24 protein-coding genes are annotated in these 25,641 nt (G+C 74.7%); 20 read left to right on the top strand and 4 right to left on the bottom strand.

Going from position 1 to position 25,641, the window contains the following annotated elements:
* Positions 1-15: 15 nt before the first annotated feature.
* From CPE01_RS08735 to CPE01_RS08710, 6 genes are all read left to right on the top strand, one after another.
* On the top strand, positions 16-1,836 hold the full coding sequence (locus CPE01_RS08735; protein ID WP_186811470.1) for an ABC transporter substrate-binding protein: 1,821 nt from the start codon (positions 16-18) through the stop codon (positions 1,834-1,836).
* 160 nt (positions 1,837-1,996) lie between these two features.
* The gene (gene typA, locus CPE01_RS08730; protein ID WP_146806258.1) at positions 1,997-3,928 is read left to right on the top strand and encodes a translational GTPase TypA; all 1,932 of its coding nucleotides are present in this window, start codon (positions 1,997-1,999) and stop codon (positions 3,926-3,928) included.
* Position 3,929: 1 nt separating this feature from the next.
* A complete protein-coding gene (locus CPE01_RS08725) occupies positions 3,930-4,928 on the top strand; it encodes a PIG-L family deacetylase (RefSeq protein WP_146806257.1) in 999 nt (332 codons plus the stop codon).
* A 4-nt stretch (positions 4,929-4,932) separates the two neighbouring features.
* Entirely contained in the window at positions 4,933-5,412 is a 480-nt protein-coding gene (locus CPE01_RS08720; protein ID WP_146806256.1) for a hypothetical protein, read from the top strand.
* Positions 5,409-5,897, top strand: coding sequence for a flavin reductase family protein (locus tag CPE01_RS08715; RefSeq protein WP_146806255.1), 489 nt, complete (start codon positions 5,409-5,411; stop codon positions 5,895-5,897). The genes CPE01_RS08720 and CPE01_RS08715 overlap by 4 nt, the downstream gene beginning before the upstream one ends.
* Positions 5,898-6,064: 167 nt before the next feature.
* Positions 6,065-9,313 (top strand): VanW family protein, encoded by a 3,249-nt coding sequence (locus tag CPE01_RS08710; protein ID WP_146806254.1) that lies wholly within the window; start codon positions 6,065-6,067, stop codon positions 9,311-9,313.
* A gap of 40 nt (positions 9,314-9,353) precedes the next feature.
* Here the strand turns inward: CPE01_RS08710 and CPE01_RS08705 are convergent, their stop codons facing one another.
* Positions 9,354-9,602: a hypothetical protein gene (locus CPE01_RS08705; RefSeq protein WP_146806253.1), complete on the bottom strand. Its 249-nt coding sequence runs from the start codon at positions 9,600-9,602 to the stop codon at positions 9,354-9,356.
* 92 nt (positions 9,603-9,694) lie between these two features.
* Here CPE01_RS08705 and fdxA point away from each other — a divergent pair, with 92 nt between their 5' ends.
* From fdxA to CPE01_RS08685, 4 genes are all read left to right on the top strand, one after another.
* The gene (gene fdxA, locus CPE01_RS08700) at positions 9,695-10,021 is read left to right on the top strand and encodes a ferredoxin (protein WP_013772042.1); all 327 of its coding nucleotides are present in this window, start codon (positions 9,695-9,697) and stop codon (positions 10,019-10,021) included.
* A 6-nt stretch (positions 10,022-10,027) separates the two neighbouring features.
* Positions 10,028-11,176, top strand: coding sequence for a succinyldiaminopimelate transaminase (gene dapC, locus CPE01_RS08695; protein ID WP_146806252.1), 1,149 nt, complete (start codon positions 10,028-10,030; stop codon positions 11,174-11,176).
* Between the two features lie 175 nt (positions 11,177-11,351).
* The gene (locus tag CPE01_RS08690; protein WP_146806251.1) at positions 11,352-12,650 is read left to right on the top strand and encodes a citrate synthase; all 1,299 of its coding nucleotides are present in this window, start codon (positions 11,352-11,354) and stop codon (positions 12,648-12,650) included.
* Positions 12,651-12,755: 105 nt separating this feature from the next.
* Positions 12,756-13,190, top strand: a complete 435-nt coding sequence (locus tag CPE01_RS08685; protein WP_146806250.1) for a YrdB family protein — start codon at positions 12,756-12,758, stop codon at positions 13,188-13,190.
* A 66-nt stretch (positions 13,191-13,256) separates the two neighbouring features.
* Here CPE01_RS08685 and CPE01_RS08680 read toward each other — a convergent pair whose 3' ends face one another.
* Entirely contained in the window at positions 13,257-14,156 is a 900-nt protein-coding gene (locus tag CPE01_RS08680) for a hypothetical protein (RefSeq protein ID WP_246783822.1), read from the bottom strand.
* A gap of 1 nt (position 14,157) precedes the next feature.
* A complete protein-coding gene (gene dapD, locus CPE01_RS08675) occupies positions 14,158-15,099 on the bottom strand; it encodes a 2,3,4,5-tetrahydropyridine-2,6-dicarboxylate N-succinyltransferase (RefSeq protein ID WP_146806249.1) in 942 nt (313 codons plus the stop codon).
* A gap of 70 nt (positions 15,100-15,169) precedes the next feature.
* On the opposite strand from dapD, the gene dapE reads away from it, so the two are divergent.
* The 6 genes from dapE (at position 15,170) to CPE01_RS08645 (ending at position 21,265) form a co-directional block, all read left to right on the top strand.
* Positions 15,170-16,249 (top strand): succinyl-diaminopimelate desuccinylase, encoded by a 1,080-nt coding sequence (gene dapE / locus CPE01_RS08670; RefSeq protein WP_146806248.1) that lies wholly within the window; start codon positions 15,170-15,172, stop codon positions 16,247-16,249.
* A gap of 9 nt (positions 16,250-16,258) precedes the next feature.
* Positions 16,259-17,089, top strand: a complete 831-nt coding sequence (locus CPE01_RS08665; protein ID WP_146806247.1) for an LOG family protein — start codon at positions 16,259-16,261, stop codon at positions 17,087-17,089.
* Positions 17,086-18,057, top strand: coding sequence for a dihydropteroate synthase (folP, locus tag CPE01_RS08660; RefSeq protein ID WP_246783821.1), 972 nt, complete (start codon positions 17,086-17,088; stop codon positions 18,055-18,057). The genes CPE01_RS08665 and folP overlap by 4 nt, the downstream gene beginning before the upstream one ends.
* Positions 18,054-19,343 carry a hypothetical protein gene (locus CPE01_RS08655; RefSeq protein WP_246783820.1) on the top strand — a complete coding sequence of 430 codons (1,290 nt, stop codon included), beginning with the start codon at positions 18,054-18,056 and terminating at the stop codon, positions 19,341-19,343. The genes folP and CPE01_RS08655 overlap by 4 nt, the downstream gene beginning before the upstream one ends.
* 145 nt (positions 19,344-19,488) lie before the next feature.
* On the top strand, positions 19,489-19,656 hold the full coding sequence (locus CPE01_RS08650; protein ID WP_013884554.1) for a DUF3117 domain-containing protein: 168 nt from the start codon (positions 19,489-19,491) through the stop codon (positions 19,654-19,656).
* Positions 19,657-19,723: 67 nt separating this feature from the next.
* Positions 19,724-21,265: a leucyl aminopeptidase family protein gene (locus CPE01_RS08645; RefSeq protein WP_246783819.1), complete on the top strand. Its 1,542-nt coding sequence runs from the start codon at positions 19,724-19,726 to the stop codon at positions 21,263-21,265.
* Between the two features lie 7 nt (positions 21,266-21,272).
* On the opposite strand, the gene CPE01_RS08640 is transcribed toward CPE01_RS08645, so the two are convergent.
* Positions 21,273-21,917: an O-methyltransferase gene (locus CPE01_RS08640; protein ID WP_146806350.1), complete on the bottom strand. Its 645-nt coding sequence runs from the start codon at positions 21,915-21,917 to the stop codon at positions 21,273-21,275.
* A 277-nt stretch (positions 21,918-22,194) separates the two neighbouring features.
* Here CPE01_RS08640 and sigE point away from each other — a divergent pair, with 277 nt between their 5' ends.
* From sigE to CPE01_RS08620, 4 genes are all read left to right on the top strand, one after another.
* Positions 22,195-22,818 (top strand): RNA polymerase sigma factor SigE, encoded by a 624-nt coding sequence (gene sigE, locus CPE01_RS08635; RefSeq protein ID WP_146806245.1) that lies wholly within the window; start codon positions 22,195-22,197, stop codon positions 22,816-22,818.
* Positions 22,815-23,798: a zf-HC2 domain-containing protein gene (locus CPE01_RS08630; protein ID WP_146806244.1), complete on the top strand. Its 984-nt coding sequence runs from the start codon at positions 22,815-22,817 to the stop codon at positions 23,796-23,798. Before sigE ends, CPE01_RS08630 begins: the two co-directional genes overlap by 4 nt.
* A complete protein-coding gene (locus CPE01_RS08625) occupies positions 23,795-25,183 on the top strand; it encodes a S1C family serine protease (RefSeq protein WP_146806243.1) in 1,389 nt (462 codons plus the stop codon). Before CPE01_RS08630 ends, CPE01_RS08625 begins: the two co-directional genes overlap by 4 nt.
* A gap of 74 nt (positions 25,184-25,257) precedes the next feature.
* Entirely contained in the window at positions 25,258-25,605 is a 348-nt protein-coding gene (locus CPE01_RS08620) for a twin-arginine translocase TatA/TatE family subunit (protein WP_146806242.1), read from the top strand.
* Positions 25,606-25,641: the final 36 nt, after the last annotated feature.

The following is a 25,641-nucleotide window of genomic DNA, read 5'->3' as shown; positions in this document are numbered from 1 at the left end:
GCACTCCGACGCGGCGTGAGGGCCGTCCCGAGGCTGCTCGCCGCGGGGGTCGTCCTCGTCGTGGGTGGTGTGCTCGCCGGCTGCACGGGTGACCCGGCGCCGCTGCCGTCCCGAACGGGGGCCGTCGTCATCGCGGTCGACGTGCCGTTCGCGTCGCTGAACGCGGGCACGGCACGCGGTCGCGCGCCGGGTTCGGTGCTCGTGCGCTCGCTCGTGCAGGACGGCTTCGTCTCGCTCGACGAAGCGGGCCGCGCGGTTCCCGACGAGGCGTTCGGGACGGTCGAGAAGGTCGCCGACGACCCGCTGACGGTCCGCTACACGATCGCTCCCACGGCGTCGTGGTCCGACGGCGTCCCGGTGACCGCGGCGGACCTGCTGCTGGAGTGGGCAGCCCGGTCGGGCTCCCTCGACGACGTGGTCCCCGAGCTCGGCGAGGACGGCGAGGTCGTGAACCGCGACGCGCTCGACGCGGGCGTCGCGTTCGCGGCGACGTCGCGCGCGCTCGTGCACGCGCAGGCCACGCCCACGGTCGACGACGAGGGCCGCGTGACGGTCGTCTACGCCGAGCCGGTCGCGGACTGGCAGCTCGCGCTCGACGTCAACCTGCCCGCGCACGCGCTGGCACGCAGTGCGCTCGGGGTCGAGGACGACGCGGCTGCGGCCGCGGCGGTCGTCGCGGCGGTCGGCGCGCCGGCCGACCACCGTGACGACCTCGTCGCGCTGTCGCGCGCGTGGCGCACGGCGTTCGACGACGACGCGCTGGCGGCCGGCGTGGCGGACGCCGTGACCACGGGTCCGTACGCGCTCGCGCGCGTGCTGCCCGACGAGCGCGTCGAGCTCGTGCGCAACGAGCACTACGCGGGCTCACGTCCCGCGCGCTTCGACTCGCTCGTCGTGCGCTCCGATCTCCACCCGCTCGACCAGGTGACCGCGCTGCGCGACGGCGAGGTCGACGCGGTCGCGCCGGTCGCGACCGCCGACGTCCAGGAGGCGCTCGCCGAGTCCGGCGCGCAGGTGGTCACGGGCGGCGACGCGGTGTGGCAGCTCGTCGCACGGGCGGCTGCCGGGGGCGTGCTCGCCGCCGCGGGGGACGAGCCGTCCGAGCAGGACCTCGCGCGCGCCGTCGACGTGCGTCGCGCGCTGTGGGGCTCGGTGCCGCGGGCGCAGGTGGTCGACGAGGTCGTCGCCCCGCTGTGGCCGCAGGCGTCGGTCGAGGAGGCGGTGCTCGCGACGGTGGGCGTGGGCGCCGGGGGAGCGGCCGACACCGCGCAGGCCGACGTCCCGGGCGCGCGGGCGCTGCTCGAGGGCGCCCAGGTCGGCACGCCGGTCACCGTGCGGCTGCTCGCCAACACGGTCGACCCGCTGCGCGCGCAGGTCGTCGACCTCGTGACGACGCACGCGCGCGAGGCGGGCTTCGAGGTCGTCGCCGCGACGTCCGACCCGGCGACGGGACTGTGGTCGGACCCGGCGGGCTGGGACGTCGCGCTCGTGCCTGCCGTGCAGGACGAGCTGCCGGTCGCCTCGCTCGTCGACCGGTGGGGGACCGACGGCGCGACCAACGTGACGGCGTGGTCCGACGCGGCGACCGACGAGGCCCTCGCCGCGCTGGCCGCCCAGGTGGACCCCGCGGCCCTCGCGGAGGCCGAGGGCGTGCTCGCGACGCGCCTGGTCGAGGCCGGTGCGCTCACGTCGCTCGTGCGGGCGCCCGCGCTCACGGCGACGCGCGCCGAGCCGCTCGCCGGACGACCGCAGCTCGACGCCGTGCCGTTGCTGCGGCTCTCGCGCGCGGACCTGACCGACTGGTGGGCCTGGGCGAGCGAGCAGCCAGGTCGGTGACCGGGCGGGAGCGCCGAGCCGACTCGTCGGGCGAGCTGCCGGGCCACGTCGGCAGCCGCTGACGCCAACGTCACATCCCGCGATCTGGGGCGAACGGGTAGGATCGATCGGCGCCGCCGTCGGCGCGTCACCCCCACACCCTGACTCGAGAAGAGCACGCATGCCCTCGTCCGCCTCCGGTACGGCCGTCCGCGCCGACCTGCGCAACGTCGCGATCGTCGCGCACGTCGACCACGGCAAGACCACCCTCGTCGATGCCATGCTCTGGCAGTCGGGCGCGTTCGGCGCGCACGACCACGTCGACGAGCGTGCGATGGACTCCGGGGACCTGGAGCGCGAGAAGGGCATCACGATCCTCGCGAAGAACACCGCGGTGCGGTACCGCGGTCCGGCCGCGGTCGCCGCGGGCCAGCCCGAGGGCGTGACGATCAACGTCATCGACACCCCGGGCCACGCCGACTTCGGCGGCGAGGTCGAGCGCGGCCTGTCGATGGTCGACGGCGTCGTCCTGCTCGTCGACTCGTCCGAGGGCCCGCTCCCGCAGACCCGGTTCGTGCTCCGCAAGGCGCTCACGGCCCAGCTGCCGGTCATCCTCGTCGTGAACAAGGTCGACCGCCCGGACGCGCGCATCGAGGAGGTCGTCCACGAGGCGACCGACCTGCTGCTCGGCCTCGCCTCCGACCTGCACGAGGAGGTCCCGGACCTCGATCTCGACGCGATCCTCGACGTCCCGGTCGTCTACGCCTCGGCCAAGGCCGGACGCGCGTCGCTCACCCGGCCCGCCGACGGCGCGCTCCCGGACAGCGAGACGCTCGAGCCGCTGTTCGCGACGATCCTCGAGAAGATCCCGGCCCCCACGTACGACGAGAGCGCGCCGCTGCAGGCGCACGTGACGAACCTCGACGCGTCGCCGTTCCTCGGCCGTCTCGCGCTGCTGCGCATCTTCAACGGCACGCTGCGCAAGGGCCAGACGGTCGCGTGGGCGCGTCACGACGGCAGCCTGCAGAACGTGCGCATCACCGAGCTGCTCGAGACCAAGGCGCTCGACCGCGTGCCGACCGACTCGGCGGGCCCCGGTGACATCGTCGCCGTCGCCGGCATCGAGGACATCACGATCGGCGAGACGCTGACGGACCCGGACGACCCGCGCCCGCTGCCGCTCATCACGGTGGACGACCCCGCGATCTCGATGACGATCGGCATCAACACGAGCCCGCTCGCGGGCAAGGGCGGCAAGGGCCACAAGGTCACCGCGCGCCAGGTCAAGGACCGCCTCGACAAGGAGCTCATCGGCAACGTGTCGCTGCGCGTGGTCCCCACGGACCGCCCCGACGCGTGGGAGGTGCAGGGCCGTGGCGAGCTGGCGCTCGCGATCCTGGTCGAGCAGATGCGCCGCGAGGGCTTCGAGCTGACCGTCGGCAAGCCGCAGGTCGTCACCAAGGTCATCGACGGCAAGGTCCACGAGCCGATGGAGCGCATGACGATCGACGTCCCCGAGGAGTACCTCGGCGCCGTCACGCAGCTCCTGGCGCAGCGCAAGGGCCGCATGGAGACCATGAGCAACCACGGCACCGGCTGGGTGCGCATGGAGTTCGTGGTGCCCGCGCGCGGCCTGATCGGCTTCCGCACGCGGTTCCTCACCGACACGCGCGGCACCGGCATCGCATCGTCCATCTCCGAGGGCTACGAGCCGTGGGCGGGCCTCATCGAGACCCGCACCAACGGGTCGCTCGTCGCCGACCGTGCGGGCGTCGCGACGCCGTTCGCCATGCTCAACCTGCAGGACCGCGGCACGTTCTTCGTCGAGCCGACGTCCGAGGTCTACGAGGGCATGGTCGTGGGCGAGAACTCGCGCAACGAGGACATGGACGTCAACATCGCCAAGGAGAAGAAGCTCAACAACATCCGCTCGTCCACGGCGGAGTCGTTCGAGAACGTCGTCCCGCCGCGCAAGCTGACGCTCGAGGAGTCGCTCGAGTTCGCGCGCGAGGACGAGTGCGTCGAGGTGACGCCCGAGGTGGTGCGCATCCGCAAGGTCGTGCTCGACCAGACGGAGCGCGCGCGCATCTGGGCGCGCACGAAGAAGGGCTGACGTGAGCGCGTCGTCGCCGGCTGCGTCGGGCGGTCTGCTGGCCGTCCACGCCCATCCCGACGACGAGACGCTCGCGACCGGCTCGCTGCTCGCGACGTGGGCCGCCGCCGGGCGCCCGGTCACGCTGGTCACCTGCACGCGCGGTGAGCGCGGCGAGGTGATCGGCGAGGCGCTGGCCGGCCTCGAGGGCGACGGCCCGGCGCTCGCCGCCCACCGCGAGGCCGAGCTGGCCGCCGCGACGGCCGCGCTCGGCGTCGTCGACCGCGTGTTCCTCGACGCGCTGCTCGGCTGGTCCGGCGGCCGGCTCGAGGACTCCGGCATGGCGTGGGCCGACGAGGGGCGGCGTGCGGTCGCGGCGCCCGACGCCGTCGCCGCCGGCACCGCGTTCTCGGTGCGGCCACTCGACGAGGTCGCCGCGCCGCTGGCGGCCCTCATCCTCGACCGCCGTCCCGACGTCGTCGTGACGTACGAGCCCGGCGGAGGGTACGGCCACCCGGACCACGTGCGCGCGCACGAGGTCGCGCACCGGGCCGTCGAGCTCGCGGCGCAGGCCGACGAGCCGTACGAGGTCCCCGTGGTGCTGTGGGCCGCCCAGGGCCTGAGCCGGGCCCGCGCGGCGCGCCGGGCGCTGCGCTCGTCGGCCGCCGACGGGCGGGTCGGGCAGCTGACGGCGCCCGCGGACGACGATGTGTTCGCCTCCGTCGTCGTGCCCGACGACGACATCGCGCTCGAGGTCGACGTCCTGCCCGTGCGTGACGCGGTGCTCGCCGCGCTGCATGCGCACGTCACGCAGGTGCAGCACGCCGAGCCGGTCGACGAGCCCGTCGGCGGCGAGCGAGCCCTCGTCGGGCGGTACGCGCTGAGCCTCGGCCTGGCCGAGCCGCTGCTGCCCGTCGAGCAGTACCGCGACGCGTCGTCGCGCCCGGGTCGCGCGCGCGGCAGGCACGCGCGCACGCTCGCGGACCGCGACTGGCCCGCAGGGGTCCGGCCGGTAGCCTGACGCCGTGCAGTCCCTGACGCCGCAGACCTTCGTGCGGGCCCTCGTCGCGTTCGTCCTCGGTCTCGTCGTCGGCGCGCTCGGCACGGTCGTCCACCGCGGGCTCGTGCCGTGGGGTCTGCTCGCCGCGCTCGGGCTCGTGCTCGCCGCGCTCGTGATGGTGCGTGCGTGGGGCGGCTGGATCCCGTTCGTCGGCATGGCGGGCGGTCTGATCCTCGCGATCCAGGTCCTCTCCCAGACCGGACCGGGCGGCGACGTACTCGTGCCCGTGGGCGACAACGTCAACACTCCCTGGATCGGCGGCGTCTGGATCGGCGGTGCGATCCTCATGGTGGTCCTCGCCGGGCTCGCACCGCGTCGCTGGTTCGACGACACCCCGCGTCCGCCGCGCGAGCCCCGTCGCCCGCGTCGTCCCGAGGTGGCCGCTCCCGACGCGTCCGGACCGACGGCCGACGGACCTGGCGCTCGACCCGACGGGCTCGCGTGACCGCGACGAAGGACGAGTTCCGCACCGCGGTCGCGGCCCTGCCCGCGGGCGTCGCGGTGGTCACGACCACGTGGCGCCGCACGGTCTGGGCCATGACCGTGAGCTCCGTGACGTCGGTGTCGCTCGAGCCCGCGCTGCTGCTGTTCAGCGTGCACGGCGACGCGCGGATGCGCGACGCGCTCGACGAGGTCGACACGTGGACGCTCAGCGTGCTCGGCGCCGACCAGGGACCGGTCGCCGACTGGCTCGCCTCTCCCGGGCGGCCCGCGGTCGACCAGCTCGCGCGCGTGCCGCACCACGCGTCGACCGAGGCGTCCGGGGTCCGGCTCGACCGCGCCGCCGCGTGGTTCGAGTGCCGCACGCACGCGATCCACCCCGCGGGTGACCACGACCTCGTCGTCGGCGAGGTGCTCGTGGCCGAGCGCGGCCCGGCCGACACGGGCGGGCTGGTGCACCTGGACGGACGGCTGCGCGACGTACGCTGACGTGCGCGTCCCGCGCGCGCGGGCGAGGCGTGGACGCGACGTGGAGCACGCGTAGAGGCCTCGCGCAGACCCGTGACCTGCGAGGGCGTACGGGGCACGCGCGCGCAGGGGCCTACGGCGCGCCACCGTAGAATTGCCGCGCGCAACACGACCGAGCAGAGGACGCGATGACCGACCGTACCGACGTCGACAGCCCGAGCCAAGACGAGCCGTCGAAGCCAGGCGACGGCGACGAGATCGTCTGGCCGGTCTGGGGTGCGGGGGACCGCCGCCCGGCGCTGTCCGAGGACACGCACCAGATCCCCGTCGTCCAGGACGAGGAGCCGCCGTCCGACGAGGCCGACGAGCCCGCGTCCGACCAGGCCGAGGTCGAGTCCGCCGCCGTCGAGCCCGCCGCCGTCGAGTCCGCTGCCGTCGAGTCCGCCTCCGACGAGGCCACGTCCGACGAGGCGTCGCTCGACGAGCCCGCGACCGCGTCCGACGAGGGTGCGACCGACGAGTCCGCGTCCGACGGCTCTGCTCCTGAGGAGCCCGCGTCCGACGAGACGCCCGCTGGTGAGCGCTCCGCCGAGGACGCGGCTACCGCTCAGGTCGCAGCGGACGAGGTCGCCACTGGTGCGATCTCGGCGGATGAGGCCCCCGCCGAGGAGTCGGCCGCGGGTGAGCCGGACGAGGACGAGCCCATCGCCGGCGAGCCTGCCGAGAGCGCCTCCGACACCGCACCCGGCGAGGTCGCGATCGACGAGACCGCGACCGACGAGAGCGTGACCGGCCAGGTCGTGACCGACGAGGCCGTGGCCGGCGAGGCCGCGACCGACGAGACGGCCGCGGACGAGACCGCCGCGGAAGGCGCTGCATCCGACGAGGCTGCTGCTGACGTGCCCGTCTCGGACGGACCCGTCGCCGCTGAAGCCGTCGCCGCTGAGGCAGTCGCCCCCGGGCCGCTCGACGACGCGGTGAACGACGCCGCGACCGGCGACGCCGCAGCTGACGCCGATGCCCCCGTGCAGGAGGCGACGCCCGGTGAGGTCGCCGGCGATGACGACGCGGCCGACCAGGACGGCGCGCAGGCTCTGAACGCCGCCGGCGACGCCGAGGCCGCACCGGCCGATGAGGTGACCTCGGAGTCGTCGACCGAGGCAGCCCAGGAGAGCACGCCCGAGGCCCACGCCGAGGAGCCCGCGCTGGAGCACGCCCCCTCCGGGGGTGCTCGCGGCGCGAGCGAGCACTACCCCGACGGCGACCCGACCGCCGCCGACGAGACGGCCGTGCTCCGAGCCGCACCCGACGAGACGGTGATCTTCCGGCCGGAGGCCGACGCGACCGTGCGCGCCGCCGCTGACGGCACCTCCACGGCGGACGAGAAGGCCGCCCGGCCGGCTGCCGCTGACGAGACGGTCGTCGTCCCGACTCCGGCCGCCGAGACGGTCGTGCTCGCGCCCGTCACTGACGACCGACCCGACGCGGCCGCCGCTGCGCCGGGGGCCGGTGCTGCGAGCGCCGCGTCCGCTCCCACGCGTGAGTCGGTGCTGCCCGGGCGCGCCGAGCGCACGTCGGCGCCGGCCGAGGCGCGGGGTGCCGCGCCGACGCAGGAGCCGCTCACGCCGCCGGTCCCGCCGGCGCTCGCGGGCACGGCGCGCATCTCGGCCGGCTCGGTCCCCCAGCAGCCGCGTGAGGCGTCGCCGTTCGACGAGTTCGAGCCCGAGGAGCGCACGCGCCGTTGGCCGCGGCGTGTGCTGATCGGCGCGGGCACGCTCGTCGTGCTGGGTGGTGCGTACGTCGGCGCGAGCTACGCGACGGCCGACCGCGTCCCGCGCGGCACGACCGTCGCGGGCGTGGACATCGGCGGGCTGTCGTCCGACGCCGCGGTCGCGCGCCTCGACGACGAGCTGGCCGCGACCACCGGCACCGCGGTCGCGGTGCAGGCGAACGACGTGCAGGCGACGATCGAGCCCGCGGAGGCCGGTCTGTCGTTCGACGCGCAGGCGACGGTCGACGGCCTCACGGGCGTCGACCTGGCTGACCCGCTGCGGCTGTGGCACCAGATCACGGGTCTGGGCGAGAGCGAGCCGGTGACGCAGGTCGACGAGGACAAGCTCGACGCGGCGCTCGAGGCGCTCGGCGAGTCCCTGTCGCTCGCCCCGGTCGACGGTGCGGTGCTGTTCGTCGACGGCGGTGCGGTGCTGACCGACGCGACCGAGGGCTGGGCGCTCGACGACGAGGCGGCCGCCGAGGTCGTCGAGCGTGACTGGCTGGTCGCGGCGCAGCCGCTCGTGCTGCCCACCGAGGTCGTCGAGCCGGCGATCACGCAGGAGGTGGCGCAGGCGGCGCTCGACGACGTCGCGGAGCCGCTGGTCTCGGCGCCGATCTCCGTGACGGTGTCCGAGAAGCTCGCCGTGCTGCAGCCGGCGACTCTCGCCGCTGCCGCCTCGATGCAGCCCGAGGACGGCGAGCTGGTGCTGCAGCTCGACGGCGAGCTGCTCGCCGAGGAGGTCGTCGACCAGCTGCCCGAGGGCGTGCTCACCTCGGCGTCCGACGCGCACTTCGAGTTCCAGGACGACAAGCCCGTGCTGGTCCCGGGCGAGCCGGGCACGACGGTCGCGCCCGAGGACGTCGCGGCGGCGGTCGCCGAGGTCGCGAACGCCCAGAACCGCACGGCGGTCGTCGAGCTGTCGCAGACGGACCCGGCCGAGACGACCGAGGCGATGGAGAAGCTCGGGATCAAGGAGATCGTCTCCGAGTTCTCGACGCCGCTGACCAGCGAGCCGCGCCGCACCAAGAACATCGCGCAGGGCCTGTCGAACATCACGGGCGTGCTCGTCCGCCCGGGTGAGACGTTCAGCCTCACCGAGGCGCTCGGACCGATCGACGCCGCGCACGGGTTCGTGCAGGCCGGCGCGATCGTCAACGGCGAGCACTCGGACGCGTGGGGCGGTGGCCTGTCGCAGGTGTCCACCACGACCTTCAACGCCGCCTACCTGGCGGGCATGGAGGACGTCGAGCACACGCCGCACAGCGAGTGGTTCTCGCGGTACCCGGAGGGCCGCGAGGCGACGCTCTTCACGGGCCAGATCGACATGAAGTGGAAGAACACGACGCCGTACGGCGCCCTCGTGCAGGGCTGGGTGTCGGGCGGCCGCGCGTACGTGCGGATCTGGGGCACCAAGCACTTCACGGTCGAGTCGACGACGAGCGGGCGCTCGGGCGTGGTGCAGCCGCGCACGGTGTACTCGGACTCCCGGACGTGCACGCCGCAGTCGGCGGGCAACCCGGGCTTCTCGGTGACCGTGACGCGCAAGCTGCTCCTCGACGGCGAGCTGCTCGAGACGACGTCGAAGACGTGGCGCTACAAGCCGCAGAACCGCGTCGTGTGCGGCGAGCCGCCGTCGCAGGACGACGAGGAGAAGGACGGCTGACGCGCTGGGCCCGGTGCCGCGTCCGTGGCGGCGCCGGGTGTCAGTGACGTCGCGCGCGGCGCTCGGGCGGCGGCGGGATCGGCTTCCACAGCACGACGTCCGCGCCGGAGATCCGGGCCGGTCCGCGCGACGTGTCGAGCGTGAGGCCCTCGTCGTCCACGCGGAGGACGACGCCGAGCACGTCGGTGAGGTGCGGGCCGTCCGGCAGCGGGTCGAGCAGGCGTCGTCGGACGACGATCCGGCTGCCGGGCCGGGCCTCGCGCCAGCCGCCCGGAGTGGCGGGAGTCACGGCACGGCCCTGCTGCCGCGTGGTGGACACGGGGTCGTGTGCGGGCGCATGTGGGGAATACTAGGGATGACCCGTCAAGTGGAGGACCGACCGTGACGTATGTGATCGCCGAGCCCTGCGTGGACGTCAAGGACAAGGCGTGCATCGAGGAATGTCCCGTGGACTGCATCTACGAGGGCAAGCGGTCGCTGTACATCCACCCGGACGAGTGCGTGGACTGCGGGGCGTGCGAGCCGGTCTGCCCGGTCGAGGCGATCTACTACGAGGACGACGTCCCCGAGCAGTGGAGCGAGTACTACAAGGCGAACGTCGAGTTCTTCGACGACCTCGGCTCGCCCGGCGGTGCGGCGAAGATGGGTGAGATCGACAAGGACCACCCGATCATCGCCACGCTGCCGCTGCGCGTCCACGGTGACTGAGCCCGCATGGGCTTGCTGACCGGCGCGCTGCCGGACTTCCCCTGGGACACCCTCACGCCGTTCGCGCAGGTCGCGCGCTCGCACGAGCGCGGCATCGTCGACCTGTCCGTCGGCACGCCCGTGGACCCGACGCCCGCGGTGGTGCGTGACGCGCTCGTCGCGGCGGCGGACTCGCCCGGCTACCCGCTGACGTACGGCACCCCGGCGCTGCGCGAGGCGGTCGTGCGGTGGTTCGCCCGCCGCCGTGGCGTGCCGGGCCTCGACCCGGCGGGCGTCCTGCCGACCGTCGGGTCCAAGGAGCTCGTCGGCCTGCTGCCGTCACTGCTCGGGCTCGGCGAGGGCGACGTGGTGCTGCACCCGGCGGTCGCGTACCCGACGTACGACGTGGGCGCGCGCCTGGCGGGTGCGCGGCCCGACCCGTGTGACGACCCGGCGGCTCGCCTCGCGCAGGGCGCGGGCGACGTGCGTCTGGTCTGGCTGAACTCGCCGGCCAACCCGCACGGCGCGGTCCTGGGCGTCGACGAGCTCGCGGCGGTCGTCGCCGCAGCCCGTGAAGCCGCGCGGCGGGACGGCCGGCCGGTCGTCGTCGCGTCCGACGAGTGCTACGCCGAGCTCGGCTGGGACGAGCCGTGGGCGAGCGACGGCGTGCCGAGCGTGCTCGACCCGCGCGTGACCGGCGGCGACATCTCGGGTCTGCTCGCGGTGTACTCGCTGTCGAAGCAGTCGAACCTCGCGGGTTACCGCGCCGCGTTCGTCGCGGGCGACCCGGCGCTCGTCGCGCACCTGCTCGAGGTGCGCAAGCACATCGGGATGATGGTGCCCGGTCCTGTGCAGGCGGCGTTGACGGTCGCGCTCGACGACGACGCGCACGTGGCCGAGCAGCGCGAGCGCTACCGCGCGCGGCGTGTGCTGCTGCGCTCGGCGCTGCAGGACGCCGGTTACGTGGTCGACGAGTCCGCGGCCGGCCTGTACCTGTGGGTGCGGCCCGAGGGTGGCCAGGACTGCTGGGAGACCGTCGCGGACCTGGCCCGGCTGGGCATCCTCGTCGCCCCGGGTGCGTTCTACGGCCCCGCGGCCGCGGGGCACGTGCGCGTCGCGCTGACCGCGTCCGACGAGTCGATCGCCGAGGCTGCGGCGCGCCTACGAAGCGCCTGACGATGGGTGCTGTGACCTGATTCACAGCACATCGGGTCGTCCCAGGATTCGTCACCACCCGTCGGGCGCAGGTACGGTCGAGCACGGCCAACGGGGGCCGCTCCGGCTGTCGAGCCGACGTCGGTGACGACCGACGCGCACACCGCGCGCGGGGTCCGTCGCAGGAAGGAACGCCATGTCCGAGACCACCACCGCACCGGTCCAGCTGGTCGTGCACGGCCAGGCGAAGGACCTGCCGGTCGTCGCCGCCACCGAGGGCAACGACGGCGTGGTGGTCTCGACCCTGCTGCGCGACACCGGGCTCGTCACGGTGGACCCGGGGTTCATGAACACGGCGTCCTGCGAGTCGAAGATCACCTACATCGACGGCGACGCGGGCATCCTGCGCTACCGCGGGTACCCGATCGAGCAGCTCGCGGAGAGGTCCAGCTTCCTCGAGGTCGCCTACCTGCTCATCAACGGCGAGCTGCCGTCCCCGGCCGAGCTCGAGGCGTTCGAGGAGCGGGTCAACCGGCACACGCTCGTGCACGAGGACTTCCGCACGTTCATGGGGACGTTCCCGCGCGGCGCGCACCCGATGGCCGTCATGTCGTCGGCGATCAACGCGCTGTCGACGTTCTACCCGGAGTCGCTCGACCCGTTCGACCCCGAGACGGTCGAGCTCGCCACGGTCCTGATCCTCGCGAAGACGCGCACGATCACCTCCTACGTGCACCGCACGTCCAAGGGCGAGCCGCTGCTCTACCCCGACTACAGCCGCGGCTACGTCGAGGACTTCCTGCGCATGACGTTCGCCGTCCCGTACCAGCAGTGGGAGCCGGACCCGGTCGTCGTCGAGGCGCTCAACAAGCTGCTCATCCTGCACGCCGACCACGAGCAGAACTGCTCGACCTCGACGGTGCGGATCGTCGGCTCGTCGCACGCGAACCTGTACGCGTCGGTGGCCGCGGGCATCAACGCGCTCTCGGGGCCGCTGCACGGCGGCGCGAACGAGGCCGTGCTCGCGATGCTCGCGGAGATCCAGGCGAACGGCGGCGACGCGACCGACTTCATGACGCGCGTGAAGAACAAGGAGCAGGGCGTCCGGCTCATGGGCTTCGGGCACCGCGTCTACAAGAACTACGACCCGCGCGCCGCGATCGTGAAGGAGAGCGCGCACGCGGTCCTCACGGCCCTGGGTGCGGCCGACGAGCTGCTCGACATCGCCATGAAGCTCGAGGACATCGCGCTGAACGACGACTACTTCATCTCGCGCAAGCTCTACCCGAACGTCGACTTCTACACGGGCCTGATCTACAAGGCCATGGGCTTCGACCAGTCGATGTTCACGCCGCTGTTCGCGCTCGGCCGGATGCCCGGGTGGATCGCGCAGTGGCGCGAGATGATGACCGACCCCGCCACGAAGATCGGCCGTCCGCGCCAGGTCTACACGGGCGCGGTCGAGCGCGACTACATCCCCGTCGACGAGCGCTGACGCCGGGTCCGCACCGACCTGCGCCCGCACCGACCTGCGCCCGGCCCGGGCCAGTGACGGGCTCCGACCTGCGACCGACGCCGACCTGCGGTTGGCTGGTGAACCGTGAGCGGCGTGCACCACTCGGGACAGGCTGCGGCTGGCGACGGCGGCGGGCTGCCGCCGGGCGTGCTCGGACCGCTGTCGATCGTCGCGTTCTGCTGCGAGATCGGGCTGCTCGTGCTCGCGGGCGTCACGGGCTGGCGGCTCGGGATGCTCGCGGACGTCCCCGCGAACCGGGCGCTCGCCGCGGTCGTCGCCGTGCTGCTGGTGTCGGCGGTCGTCATCGTCTGGGCGCGCTGGAACGCCCCGCGCTCGCCGTCGCGTCTGCGCTGGCCGCTGCGTTACCTCACGCAGCTCGCGCCGTTCGTCGCCGTCGCGCTGCTCGCGGCGATCGTCGGCCTGGGCTGGTGGGGCGCGGTCCTGGCGTTCGTCGCCGCGGTCGCGTTCGGCCTCTCCCGCGGCGGCAACCCACGGCCCACCACCACCCCCAGCCGCTGAGCCATCCGTCACCACCCGCCGCCCCGCACCCGCGGGACCACCCGCTGCAACCGCGCGGGTCTGGGGTCAGGGGGCGAAGGTGAGGCGGACGTCGCCCGTCGCGAGCGGGGCGTCCGTGGAGGTCCACTCGGCCGAGTCGCGGGCCCACGTGCGGTCGGCGACGTCGACGCTCGTCGTGCCCAGGACCTGCGCGGTGGCCACCGCCCACGCGGCGACGGCCCAGGCCTGGCGCTCGGGGGTGTCGCCCAGCGTCCCGGTGTGCACGACGAGCGACGCGGGCTCGTCGTCGGTCGCGGGGACCTGCTCGTGCGCGAGGCCGCCGAAGTCGCGCTCGAGGCGCGCCACGGCCGCGTCGGGCGAGCCGGGCTCGGCGGGCTCGGGCAGCGTGCACGTGAGCGTCTCGGGGGAGTGGCCGGTGAGCGCGGAGGCCCACGCCCGGGCGCGCGTCTCGTGCTGGGCGTAGGCGTCGGGGAAGCCCGAGCGCTGCACGGCCTGCGCGGCGACGGTGACCTCGAGGTCCTCGTAGCCCTTGACCTTGACCAGGCCGTCGTAGAACTTTCCCGTCGAGTAGACGGGGTCCATGATCTCCTCGACCGTGCCCCAGCCCTGCGACGGGCGCTGCTGGAACAGGCCGATCGAGTCGCGGTCGCCGTAGTCGATGTTCTCGAGCTTCGACTCCTGCATGCCGGTCGCGATCGCGATGGTCACGGCGCGCGCGGGCAGGTGGCGCCGTTCGGCCATCGCGGCGAACAGGGCCGCGTGCTGCGCCTGGTCCGGGCTCAGCGTCCAGTCGGTGTCGTCGAGCGTCGCGGCGCACCTCGCGACGAGCGGCGCGTCGGGCTGGAGCCGGTCGAGCGCGGTGACGACGACCGCGGCGGCCACGCCGAGCGCGACGACGAACGCCACGACGGCCAGGAGCGCACCCGCCACCCGGGAGCGGCGGCGCCGGCGGGGTCGTCGGGCCACGTCAGTTCGCGTGCAGCGCCGCGTTGAGCTCGACGCCGGTGCCGGTGCGCGCGACGGCCTCGACGCCGCCGGTCAGGGAGTTGCGGCGGAACAGCACGCCGTCGGCCCCGGACAGCTCGCGCGCCTTGACGACGCGCCCGGAGTCCTCGCCGAAGCCCACGAGCGTGACCTTGGTGCCCGCGGTGACGTACAGGCCGGCCTCGATCACGCAGTCGTCGCCGAGCGCGATGCCCAGGCCCGCGTTCGCGCCGAGCAGCGTGCGGCGGCCGATCGCGACGACCTCGCGCCCGCCGCCGGACAGCGTGCCCATGATCGAGGCGCCGCCACCGATGTCGGAGCCGTCGCCGACGACGACGCCCGCGGAGATCCGGCCCTCGACCATCGACGTGCCGAGCGTGCCCGCATTGAAGTTCACGAAGCCCTCGTGCATGACCGTCGTGCCCGGCGCGAGGTGGGCGCCGAGGCGCACGCGGTCGGCATCCGCGATGCGCACGCCCGACGGGAGCACGTAGTCGACCATCCGCGGGAACTTGTCGACGCCGAAGACGGTCGGCGCGACGCCCGTCGCGGCACGCAGTCGCGCGCGCGTGGTCTCGAATCCCTCGACGGCGCACGGGCCGCGGTCGGTCCACACCACGTTCGGCAGCGCGCCGAACAGGCCCTCGAGGTTCACGCCGTGCGGTGCGACGAGCCGGTGCGAGAGCAGGTGCAGCCGCAGGTAGGCGTCGGACGTGTCCGCGGGCGGTGCGTCCAGGTCGATCACCGTGCGCACCACGCGCACGCGCACGCCGCGCGCGTCGTCGTCGTGCTCGTGCAGGTCGGCCGGGGCCGACCTGCCATCGTCGGGCTCACCGAGCGTGGGTGCGGGGTACCAGGTGTCGAGGGTGGTGCCGTCGAAGGTCGTGGTCGCGAGACCGAACCCCCAGGCGGGGCGAGAAGTCATGCCGACAAGCCTACGGTGGCGATCTGTGTTACCCGCCGGTACCACTCGCCGCGCGGCCTAGGCTCGGACCGTGACGCACCCCCTCCTGGACCCGCACGGCGACCTCGTCGCCCTCACGCGGGCGATCTGCGACGTCCCGTCGGTCTCCGGCGACGAACGCGCCCTCGCCGACCTCGTCGAGGAGGCGCTGCGCACCGCGCCGCACCTCGAGGTGCTGCGCGACGGCGACGCGGTCGTCGCCCGCACGCACCTGGGCCACGCCTCGCGCGTCGTCGTCGCGGGGCACATCGACACCGTGCCCGTCGCGGACAACCTGCCGACGCGCGTGCAGGACGGGCACCTGTGGGGGCGCGGGACGGTCGACATGAAGGGCGGGGTCGCGGTCGCGCTCGCGCTCGCGGTGCAGCTCACCGAGCCGACGAAGGACGTCACGTGGGTCTTCTACGACCACGAGGAGGTCGCGTCCGAGCTCAACGGCCTGGGGCGGCTGGTGCGGAACCACCCCGACTGGCTCGCGTGCGACTTCGCGATCCTGGGGGAGCCGTCCGACGGGGGTCTGGAGGGCGGCTGCAACGGGACGCTGCGCGCCGAGGTCCGGCTGAGCGGCGTCGCGGCGCACTCGGCGCGCGCGTGGGTGGGCGTCAACGCGGTGCACGCCGCAGGAGAGGTGCTGCGCCGGCTCGAGGCGTACGAGCCGCGGTCCGTCGAGGTCGAGGGACTGGTCTACCGCGAGAGCTTCAACGCGGTGCTCATCAGCGGCGGCACCGCGACGAACGTCATCCCGAGCTCGTGCGTCGTGACGGTGAACTACCGGTTCGCTCCCTCGATGACGCCTGCGGAGGCGGAGGCGCACGTGCGTGAGGTGTTCGAGGGCTACGAGGTCGTCGTGACCGACGCGGCCGCGGGTGCGCGTCCCGGCCTCGACGCGCCCGCCGCGCAGGAGTTCGCTCGCGCGGTGCACGCCGTGACCGGCGGCGGCCCTGCACCCAAGTACGGCTGGACGGACGTCGCCCGGTTCTCCGAGCTCGGCATCCCGGCCGTGAACTTCGGCCCCGGCGACCCGCTCCTCGCCCACAAGGACGACGAGCGCTGCCCGCTCGACCAGCTCCAGGCGTCGTTCGACGTCCTGCACCTGTGGTTGACCTCCTAGGCTCGCCCCATGAGTGACGACGGACAGCCCGAGCCGGGCCGCGGCTACCGCCAGGGCCCCGTGCTGCTGCGCGGGCAGCAGATCCCCACGACCACCTCCGACCAGCGCCTGCTGAGCCGCCCGGAGGGCGGTGCGAGCTGGCTGCACGACGACCCCTGGCGCGTCATGCGCATCCAGTCGGAGTTCGTCGAGGGGTTCGGCGCGCTCGCGGAGGTCGGGCCCGCGGTGAGCGTGTTCGGGTCGGCGCGTACGCGCGCCGACGAGCCCGCGTACGCGCTCGCGGTCGACGTCGCGCGGCTGCTCGTCGAGGCCGGGTACGCGGTCATCACGGGCGGTGGCCCGGGCATCATGGAGGCGGCGAACCGCGGCGCCAAGGAGGCCGACGGCCTCTCGATCGGGCTCGGCATCGAGCTGCCCTTCGAGCAGGGCATGAACGACTGGGTCGACCTGGGCGTCAACTTCCGCTACTTCTTCGCGCGCAAGACGATGTTCGTGAAGTACTCCGAGGGCTTCATCGTGCTGCCGGGCGGGTTCGGCACGCTCGACGAGCTCTTCGAGGCGCTCACGCTCGTCCAGACGCACAAGGTCGTCGAGTTCCCGATCGTGCTGGTCGGGCGTGAGCACTGGCAGGGCCTGCTCGACTGGATCTCCGGGCCGGTCGTGTCCGCGGGCCTGATCTCGCCGGTCGACCCGGACCTCATCAAGGTGGTGGACACCGCCGAGGAGGCCGTGGACATCGTCGTGCGGCGCGGCGTCGAGCTGCGCCGGCGGGAGGAGGAGGCGGTCGCGGAGGCCGAGGCCGCTCAGGAGGCCGCGCAGGCCTCGACCGACGAGTCGTGAGCCTCGCGGTGCCGGGACTGCCGGGCGTGCCCGCGGCGGGCGCGGTCGTGCGCCTGCGCGACCGCGTGCTCGGCACCGACCGGCCCGTCGTCATGGCGGTCGTCAACCGCACGCCCGACTCCTTCTACGCACCCGCCCGGTACGACGAGGCCGGAGCGGACGCCGCGGTGGCGCGCGCCGAGGAGGAGGGCGCGGACGTCGTGGACCTCGGCGGTGTGCGGGCGGGCCGCGGTCCGCGCGTCGAGGCCGACGAGGAGATCGCGCGCGTCGTGCCGCTGGTCGAGCGCGTGCGGCGGCGGCACCCGGGCCTGCTCGTGAGCGTCGACACATGGCGCTCGGAGGTCGCGCGGGCCGCGGCGCTCGCGGGCGCGGACCTCATCAACGACACGTGGGCCGGGCACGACCCCGGGCTCGTCGCCGTCGCGGCCGAGCACGGGCTCGGCGTCGTGTGCTCGCACACCGGGGGCGCGCGTCCCCGCACCGATCCGTTCCGGGTCACGTACCCGCTCGCGCCGGGGCGCACTGCCGACGAGCACGACGAGCACGACGCGCACGCGCACGACGCGCTCGACGGGGTCGTCGACGACGTCGTCGCGACGCTCGCCTCCGCCGCGCGCCGGGCGGTCGACCTCGGCATCGACCCCGCGAGCGTGCTCGTCGACCCGACGCACGACTTCGGCAAGAACACGTGGCACTCGCTGCACCTGGTGCGCCGCACGCCCGCGCTCGTCGCGCTCGGGTACCCGGTGCTCATGGCGTTCTCGCGCAAGGACTTCGTCGGCGAGAGCCTGGGCCTGCCGGCCGAGGAGCGGCTCGAGGGCACGCTCGCGGCGACTGCCGTCGCGGCCTGGCTGGGTGCGCGGGTGTTCCGCGCGCACGACGTCGCGGCCACGCGCCGCACGCTCGACATGGTCGCGACCATCCGCGCCGACCGCGCGCCCGAGCTCGCCGTGCGGGGGCTGGCATGACCGGCCCGGCGCTCACCGCCGCCGGGCCCGAAGGCCACCATCCCGTGGCCGAGGTGGGCGAGCTGGCGGGGACCCGCCCCGCCCGGCCGTGGTGGGACCCACGCGCGTGGTCGTGGTGGGTCCAGGTGCTCGCGGTGTACGCGCTCGCGCGCGGGGCGACCGCCCTGCTCCTGCTGCAGGCGGCCGCGCACCAGGGCGCGACGCCGTGGGCGGGTGAGCACCCGTCGTACGCGGAGACCACCGGGCTGTTCTGGGACGCCGGCTGGTACCACCGGATCGCCGACGAGGGCTACCCGAGCGAGCTGCCGGTCGACGCGGGCGGGTACGTCCAGCAGAGCGCATGGGCGTTCTTCCCGCTGTACCCCATGCTCGTGCGCGGCCTCATGGCCTTCACGACGCTGAGCTGGGAGGTCGTCGCCCCGACCACGTCGCTCCTGCTGGGTGCCGGCGCGGTCCTGCTGATCCACCGCGCGGTCGTCGCAGGGGCGCCCCGCGCGGTGCGGGCGTGGCCCGGGCTGCCGCTCGCGACCGTCGTGCTCGTGAGCGTGTTCCCGACGTCGCCCGTGCTGCAGGTCGCCTACACCGAGTCGCTCGCGCTGCTGCTGGTGGCGGCCGCGCTGCTGCTGCTCGTGCGCCGGCACTACGTCGCGACGGCGGGCGTGCTGCTCCTGCTGGGCCTGACCCGCGCGGTCGCGTTGCCGATGGCGGTCGTCGTCGGGGTGCACGCGCTGGCGCGCTGGCGCGCGTGGCGGCGCGGCGACGAGCCGCTGCCCGCGCGCGACGTCGTCACCGTCGGCGGTCTCGGCGTGGTCGCGGTGGTCTCGGGGTTCCTGTGGCCCGCGATCTGCGGCTGGGTCACGGGCGTGCCGCAGGGGTACCTGCGCACGCAGGAGGCGTGGCGCGGCGTGCGTGAGGTCACGCCGTTCGGCGGCTGGGACTACGTGCTGCACTTCTGGTTCCGCGACGACGCGTGGTGGGTGCTGGCGGCGGCCGTGGCGTTCGTCGTCGCGCTCCTCGTCGTGCCCGCCGCGTGGCGGCTGGGCCCCGAGCTGCACGCATGGCCCGCGGCGTACGTCCTGTACCTCGCGGCTGCGATCGAGCCCGGCAGCAGCCTCGCCAGGTTCCTGGTGCTCGCGTTCCCGTTCGGGGCGATCACGGCGGGCGTGGTGCGCCGGCCCCCGGCCGCGCGGTGGGCGTGGTTCGTGGGCGTGGTGCTGCTCATGCTGGTCCTGCAGGCCGTGTGGGTGTGGCGCTTCTGGCGGCTGACGAGCGGCTGGCCGCCGTGATGTCCGCCCTGTGAACTAGGATGGTCCACGGACATCCGGCACCACGGGTGCGCAGGTGGAACGGCATGAGCGGCGCGCAGGCGCTGCCGGCCGGTTTCCACGTCGCCATCCGGTCGGGACGCACGAGGCGAAGGAGAGGCCACGCATGGCCGCGATGAAGCCGAGGACCGGAGACGGACCGCTCGAGGTGACCAAGGAAGGGCGCGGCATCGTGATGCGCGTCCCGCTCGAGGGCGGTGGACGTCTCGTGGTCGAGCTGAACGCGACCGAGGCGGCCGAGCTCGGCGAGGCACTGACCTCCGTCGCAGGCTGACGTGCCGGGCGGTCGTCTCCCGACGATCGGCCGGACGCCTCCCGGCGTCTCGCTGATCGGCGGCGTCGTGGCCGACAGCCCCCTGCTGTCGGAGCCTGACGTCGACGCCGTCGCCGTTCCCGTCGCCCCCGCGGTGGCGGGGGACGAGGACGAGGGTCCCGCGCCCCGGCGCGGGGCGGCGTCCACGGCGTACCGGTACGGCATCGACCTGGCCGAGCTCGCGGAGCGCGCCGGGCTGACCGGCGCGGCGGGCGAGTCGTTCGTCGTGCAGCTCCCGCGTCCCGCGGGTTCGGGCGTGACGCTGCCGTGGACGGGTCTGCCGCCGCGCATCGTGCTCGTCGGCATCGGTGCGAGCACCGACACCGACCTGCGCCGTGCGGGCGCGGCGCTCGCGCGGGCGTCGCGCGGCCTGCGCCGCGTGGTCACGACGATCGGCGACGACGCGGGTCACAGCGAGTCGCAGGCCGCTCGTGCGGCGCGTGCCCTCGTGGAGGGCTACCTGCTCGCGGCGTACGTGCCGCCGACCGCTGCGCGCAAGCCCGCCGCGAAGCCCGCGGCGGACCTCGTGCTGCTCGGCCGTGACGGGACGCGCGTCGGCGCCGCGGTCGACGCCGCGCGCACCACGGCCACCGCGACGTGGCTCGTGCGGGATCTCGCGTCCACGCCGTCGAACACCAAGAACCCCGAGTGGATGGCCGAGCAGGCGCGTCGCCTCGCGAGCGGGCCGGGCTTCGAGGTGAGCGTGCGCGGACCGCGTGAGCTCGCCGCCGAGGGCTTCGGCGGCATCCTCGCGGTCGGAGCGGGCTCGGCCTCGCCCCCGCGCCTGGTCACCGTGACCTGGACGCCCCCGACGTACGGCGGTCGGTCGGGCTCCGGGCGGCACGTCGTGATCGTCGGCAAGGGGATCACCTACGACACGGGCGGGCTGTCGATCAAGCCGCGCGAGTCGATGGTCCCGATGAAGACGGACATGACCGGTGCGGCCGTCGCGCTCGCGACGGTGCTCGGCGCTGCCCGTGCGGGCGTCCTGCACCGGGTGACCGCGGTCCTGCCGCTCGCCGAGAACCACTTCGGTGCCTCGTCCTACCGGCCCGGCGACGTGCTGTCGATGTACGGCGGCACGACCGTCGAGATCGCGAACACGGATGCCGAGGGCCGGCTGGTCCTGGCCGATGCGCTCGCGTGGGCGGACGCGACCCTGGACCCGGACGTCCTCATCGACGTCGCGACGCTCACGGGCGCCGCGACCGTGGGCCTCGGCAAGCAGTACAGCGCGCTGTACGGGACCGACGACGCGCTCGTGACCGCGCTCGAGCGGGCCGGCACGGACTCGGGCGAGCTCACGTGGCCCATGCCGCTCGTGCCCGAGTACGACGAGGCCGTGCACAGCTCGGTCGCGGACCTGCGACACGTCCCCGAGGACAAGAAGATCGGGGCGGGCTCCGTGACCGCGGCGCTGTTCCTGCGCAAGTTCGTGGGTGAGCGGCCGTGGGCGCACCTGGACATCGCGGGTCCCGCGCGTGCTGCGTCGGACAAGCACGAGGTCACCGAGGGGGCGACCGGGTACGGCGCGCGGCTGCTGCTGCGCTACCTGTCCGACCTCAGCTGACCTGACGTCAGCGGCGCACGGCCACCAGGAGCCCGTCGCCGACGGGCAGGAGCGCGGGCAGCAGACGCTCGTCGGCGCGCACCGCGCGGCCGAGCTCGCGCACGGCCGTCGTCGCCTCGTCGCGCCGGGCCGGGTCGGCGACCCGGTCGTGCCACAGCGCGTGGTCGACCACGAGCACGCCGCCCGGGCGCAGCAGACGCACCGCCTGCGTCAGGTACTCGGGGGCCGCCTCGAGCACGCCGCCGCTGGTGAGGCCGAGCAGGACCAGGTCGTACGCCGCGTCGGTGAGCCGGGGGAGCACGTCGAGCGCCCGACCCGAGATGGTCCGCGTGCGCGTCGAGCGGATGCCCGCCTCGGCGAACGACTCCTTCGCGGCGCGGTGGTGCTCGACCTCGGCGTCGATCGTCGTCAGCACGCCGTCGGCGGGCATGCCGCGCAGCAGGTACAGCGACGCGACACCCGTGCCCGTGCCGATCTCGACGACGGTGCGCGCGTTGGCGGCCGCGGCGAGCACCGACAGGGCCGCTCCGGTACCCGGGGGCACGGCGCCCGCGCCGAGCTGCGCGGCGCGCTCACGTGCGGCGAGCACGGCATCGTCCTCGGCGAGGAACTCCTCGGCGTAGACCCAGCTGCTGGCCTTGTCGGCGGAGATGATGGCCTCCGGGGCGGCGGCGCGCGACGTGCGCGGACGGACGCCCGCGGTCACGGGCTCGCCCCAGCCTAGTCCCGCGCCCTCGTCGTGCTCGCCGGACGCGCACGTGCACACGATCCTCACGACTCCCGCGGAACGAAACCCGGCCACGAGGCGTTGACCTGGCATCGTGGACCCGCGCGCGGCGACCGCGGTCGCGGGCGAGGTCGTGGCCCTGGGACAATGACGCCGAGCCGGGGACGCCCGACAGACGAGCCGACGGACGAAGAGGGAGCGCGTGCGCAGCAGCGAGGTGCCCGCGGGGTGGCAGCCCCCGACGTGGGAGGAGATCGTGCGCGAGCACTCCGCGCGCGTGTACCGCCTCGCGTACCGGCTCACGGGCAACCAGCACGACGCCGAGGACCTCACGCAGGAGACGTTCGTGCGCGTGTTCCGCTCGCTGCACACGTACTCGCCCGGCACGTTCGAGGGCTGGCTGCACCGCATCACGACGAACCTGTTCCTCGACCAGGCGCGTCGTCGGCAGCGCATCCGCATGGACGCGATGGGCGACGACGACGAGCGCTACGAGAACACCGACGGGCTCGCGACGCCCGAGCGCGCGTTCGAGCACGGCCACCTGGACCACGACGTGCAGCGCGCGCTCGACGCGCTGCCGCCCGAGTACCGCGCGGCCGTCGTCCTGTGCGACATCGAGGGCCTGTCGTACGAGGAGATCGCGGTGACGCTCGGCGTCAAGATCGGCACGGTGCGCTCGCGCATCCACCGCGCGCGGGCGCGCCTGCGCGAGTCGCTCGAGCATCGAGCGCCGGTGCACCACGCGCGCGCGACCGCCGACCCGGACGACGCGGCGCAGGCCGACGACGAGGCGGCGTTCGTCCCCGTCGAGGTGACGCGGTGACGCACCACCTCGGGTCCCAGCTCAGCGAGCTGGTCGACGGCAGGCTCTCGCCCGCCGCGACCGACCGTGTGCTCGTGCACGTCGCCGCGTGCCCGCAGTGCGCCGACGAGCTCGCTGCCGCGCGCCTCGCACGCCGCGCGCTCGCAGCCGCCGCCGCGGACGAGGTCCCGCAGGCGCCCGACCTGACCGCGCGGCTCATGTCCTTGGCGCCGTCGCCGGTCGGCGCGTGCGCGACGAACGCCCCGCGCGACCCGTTCGCGCACCCCGCCCTCAGCGTCCCCGCGGTGCACGGCCGGCGTGAGCGCGCGCTGCGCGGCGAGGTCACCCAGCGGCGGCTGCCGCGGCTCGCGGCGGGCTCGCTCGCGGGTGTGGGCGCGATCGCGGCGATGCTGTTCGTGCTCGGTGACCGTCCCGTCGTCGCGCCCGTGGGCCACCCCGGCGCCGACCTCGACCTGCTCGGCAACGCCTCGACCGGCGCGGGCTCGCCCGACGGCTCGTCGTCCGGCACCCTCGCCTCGGGCGCTCTCGCGTCCGGTGCCGCGGTGAACGCGGCCGCGGACGCGGTCGGCACCCAGGGCGTCGTCGCGTCGCTGCGCGCGCGTGGGTGGAGCTTCCCCGACGCGCTGCCCGCCGGCTGGTCGGTCTCGGCCGTGCGCTGGTCCGCCGACGAGCGCGTGCTCGAGGTCGACCTCACCAGCGCGCAGGGCACGCTCGTCGTCACCGAGCAGGAGGGGCGGCTCGACGCGTCCGCGCTGGGCGGTGCGGACCGCGTGAGCATCGGTGGGCACGACGCGTACGTGCTGTCGTACGCGCCGTGGCACGTCGTGTGGCAGTGCGGCTCGACCGTGGTCCAGGTGGTCGCGGGCGACGACGCGTCGACGTTCGTCGAGGCCTTCCCCGTCGCGGCGTTCGACGACGGCGTGCCCGCGCGCATCTCGCGCGGCTGGTCGACCGTGGCCGGGGTGCTCGACCGCCCATGACGACTCACGACGACGAGCGCGAGCGGCCGCTCTTCGCGCACCCCGGACCGCCGCCGCGTCCCACCCCGGTCCCGGCACCGGGCGCGCAGCACCCGAGCACCGCACCGCCGTCCACCTCGGGGGCGCAGGCGCCGCCGACCGCGCCGGCGTTCGACGGCACCCAGGACCAGGCGCGGTTCGCGTCGGCGTACGGCCGGTACGGCGCCACCGCGGTCGGCGCCGGGACGTCGGCGCCCTGGGCGTCCGACTGGACGTCGGCGCAGCCGTCGCGTCGCCGCCGGGGCCGTGGGCTGTCGGGTGGCTGGGTCGCGGGGATCGCGGTGCTCGCGCTCGGCGCGGGGCTCGTCGGCGGGCTCGCCGGCGCGCGCCTGCTGCAGGACGACCACCTCGCCGACGCGGGTCTGCCCGTGACCGTCCAGCAACCCTCGGGCCGCCCGCAGGGCACGCAGGGCACGGACGCGGCGTCGGTCACGTCGATCGCCGCCGCGGTGCTGCCGAGCGTCGTCTCGATCGAGGCGTCGTCGGCCGCGGGGGCGGCGACGGGCTCGGGCTTCGTGCTGCGGCAGGACGGCTACCTGCTCACCAACAACCACGTCGTCGCGGGTGCGGACACGGACGGCGGCACGCTCGTCGTGACGTTCTCCGACGGCCGTGAGGCGAGTGCGTCGATCGTCGGCCGCACCGCCGAGTATGACCTGGCGGTCATCAAGGTCGACGTCGACGGGCTCGTCCCGCTCGCGCTCGGCGACTCCGACGCGGTCCGCGTGGGCGACCCGGTCGTCGCGATCGGCGCGCCGCTCGGGCTCACCGGCACGGTCACGACCGGCATCGTCTCGGCGCTCAACCGACCCGTCTCGGCGGGCGACGAGACCGAGACGGCGTTCATCAACGCGATCCAGACCGACGCCGCGATCAACCCCGGCAACTCCGGCGGCCCGCTCGTCGACGCGCGTGGCGAGGTCATCGGCATCAACTCGGCGATCGCGCAACCGCCCGGCCAGTCGGCCGCGGGCGGGAGCATCGGGCTGGGCTTCGCGATCGGCTCGAACCAGGCGCGGCGCACCGCGACGCAGCTCATCGAGACGGGCCACGCGACGTACCCGATCATCGGCGTGCTGCTCGACCGGCAGTACGCGGGCGAGGGCGTGCGCGTCTCGACCCAGGCGCAGCAGGGCCAGGAGCCCGTCACGCCGGGCGGGCCGGCGCAGCTCGCGGGCATCGAGCCGGGCGACGTCATCGTCGCGATCGACGGGCGTCCGGTGACGGACCCCGACGAGCTCATCGTCGCGATCCGCGCGCACGAGCCGGGCGACGTCATCGAGCTCGAGGTCCGCTCCGGCATGCGCGAGCACACGGTCGACGTGACGCTCGACGAGTCGGAGTGAGGCGGGGCGCCCGCCCGCGTCCGGACCAGCCGCTGCGCGCCGGTGCGGGTGCCGCGGCGGGGTAGCCTGAGCCGGTGTTCGACATCAACGGCGGCGAGCTGGTCGTGCTCTTCGTCGTCGCGGCCCTCGTGATCGGGCCGCAGCGGCTGCCGGCGTACGCCGAGCAGCTCGCGCACCTCGTGCGGCGCGGTCGGGACTGGGTCTCGCAGGCGCGCACGAGGCTCGACGAGGAGGCCGGCGACCTCGGCGTCGACTGGGAGGCGCTCGACCCCCGCAAGTACGACCCCCGCCGTATCGTGCGGGACGCGCTCGTCGACGAGCCGTCCTCGGCGCGCCGGGCCTCCGGCGCCGTCGTCGGCATCGTCCCCGCGGCGTCCGCCCCGCTGGCAGGTCCCGCCCCGTTCGACGACGAGGCGACCTGACCTCGCCCGTGCCCCGCACCCGTCCACGCCCGTCGA

The sequence above is a fragment of the Cellulomonas persica genome, from assembly GCF_007989825.1.
GTDB classification, from domain to species: Bacteria; Actinomycetota; Actinomycetes; order Actinomycetales; family Cellulomonadaceae; genus Cellulomonas; species Cellulomonas persica.
Note: the sequence above shows the minus strand (reverse complement) of the source record. Positions and strands in the feature narration are given on the sequence as shown.

Excerpts from the sequence above, each read along its gene's own strand:
- CPE01_RS08650 (WP_013884554.1), top strand. The coding sequence starts at position 19,489 with ATGGCCGCGATGAAGCCGAGGACCGGAGACGGACCGCTCGAGGTGACC.
- CPE01_RS08710 (WP_146806254.1), top strand. The coding sequence starts at position 6,065 with ATGACCGACCGTACCGACGTCGACAGCCCGAGCCAAGACGAGCCGTCG.
- CPE01_RS08690 (WP_146806251.1), top strand. The coding sequence starts at position 11,352 with ATGTCCGAGACCACCACCGCACCGGTCCAGCTGGTCGTGCACGGCCAG.
- CPE01_RS08665 (WP_146806247.1), top strand. The coding sequence starts at position 16,259 with ATGAGTGACGACGGACAGCCCGAGCCGGGCCGCGGCTACCGCCAGGGC.
- dapC (WP_146806252.1), top strand. The coding sequence starts at position 10,028 with ATGGGCTTGCTGACCGGCGCGCTGCCGGACTTCCCCTGGGACACCCTC.
- CPE01_RS08625 (WP_146806243.1), top strand. The coding sequence starts at position 23,795 with ATGACGACTCACGACGACGAGCGCGAGCGGCCGCTCTTCGCGCACCCC.
- typA (WP_146806258.1), top strand. The coding sequence starts at position 1,997 with ATGCCCTCGTCCGCCTCCGGTACGGCCGTCCGCGCCGACCTGCGCAAC.
- dapD (WP_146806249.1), bottom strand. The coding sequence starts at position 15,099 with ATGACTTCTCGCCCCGCCTGGGGGTTCGGTCTCGCGACCACGACCTTC.
- CPE01_RS08655 (WP_246783820.1), top strand. The coding sequence starts at position 18,054 with ATGACCGGCCCGGCGCTCACCGCCGCCGGGCCCGAAGGCCACCATCCC.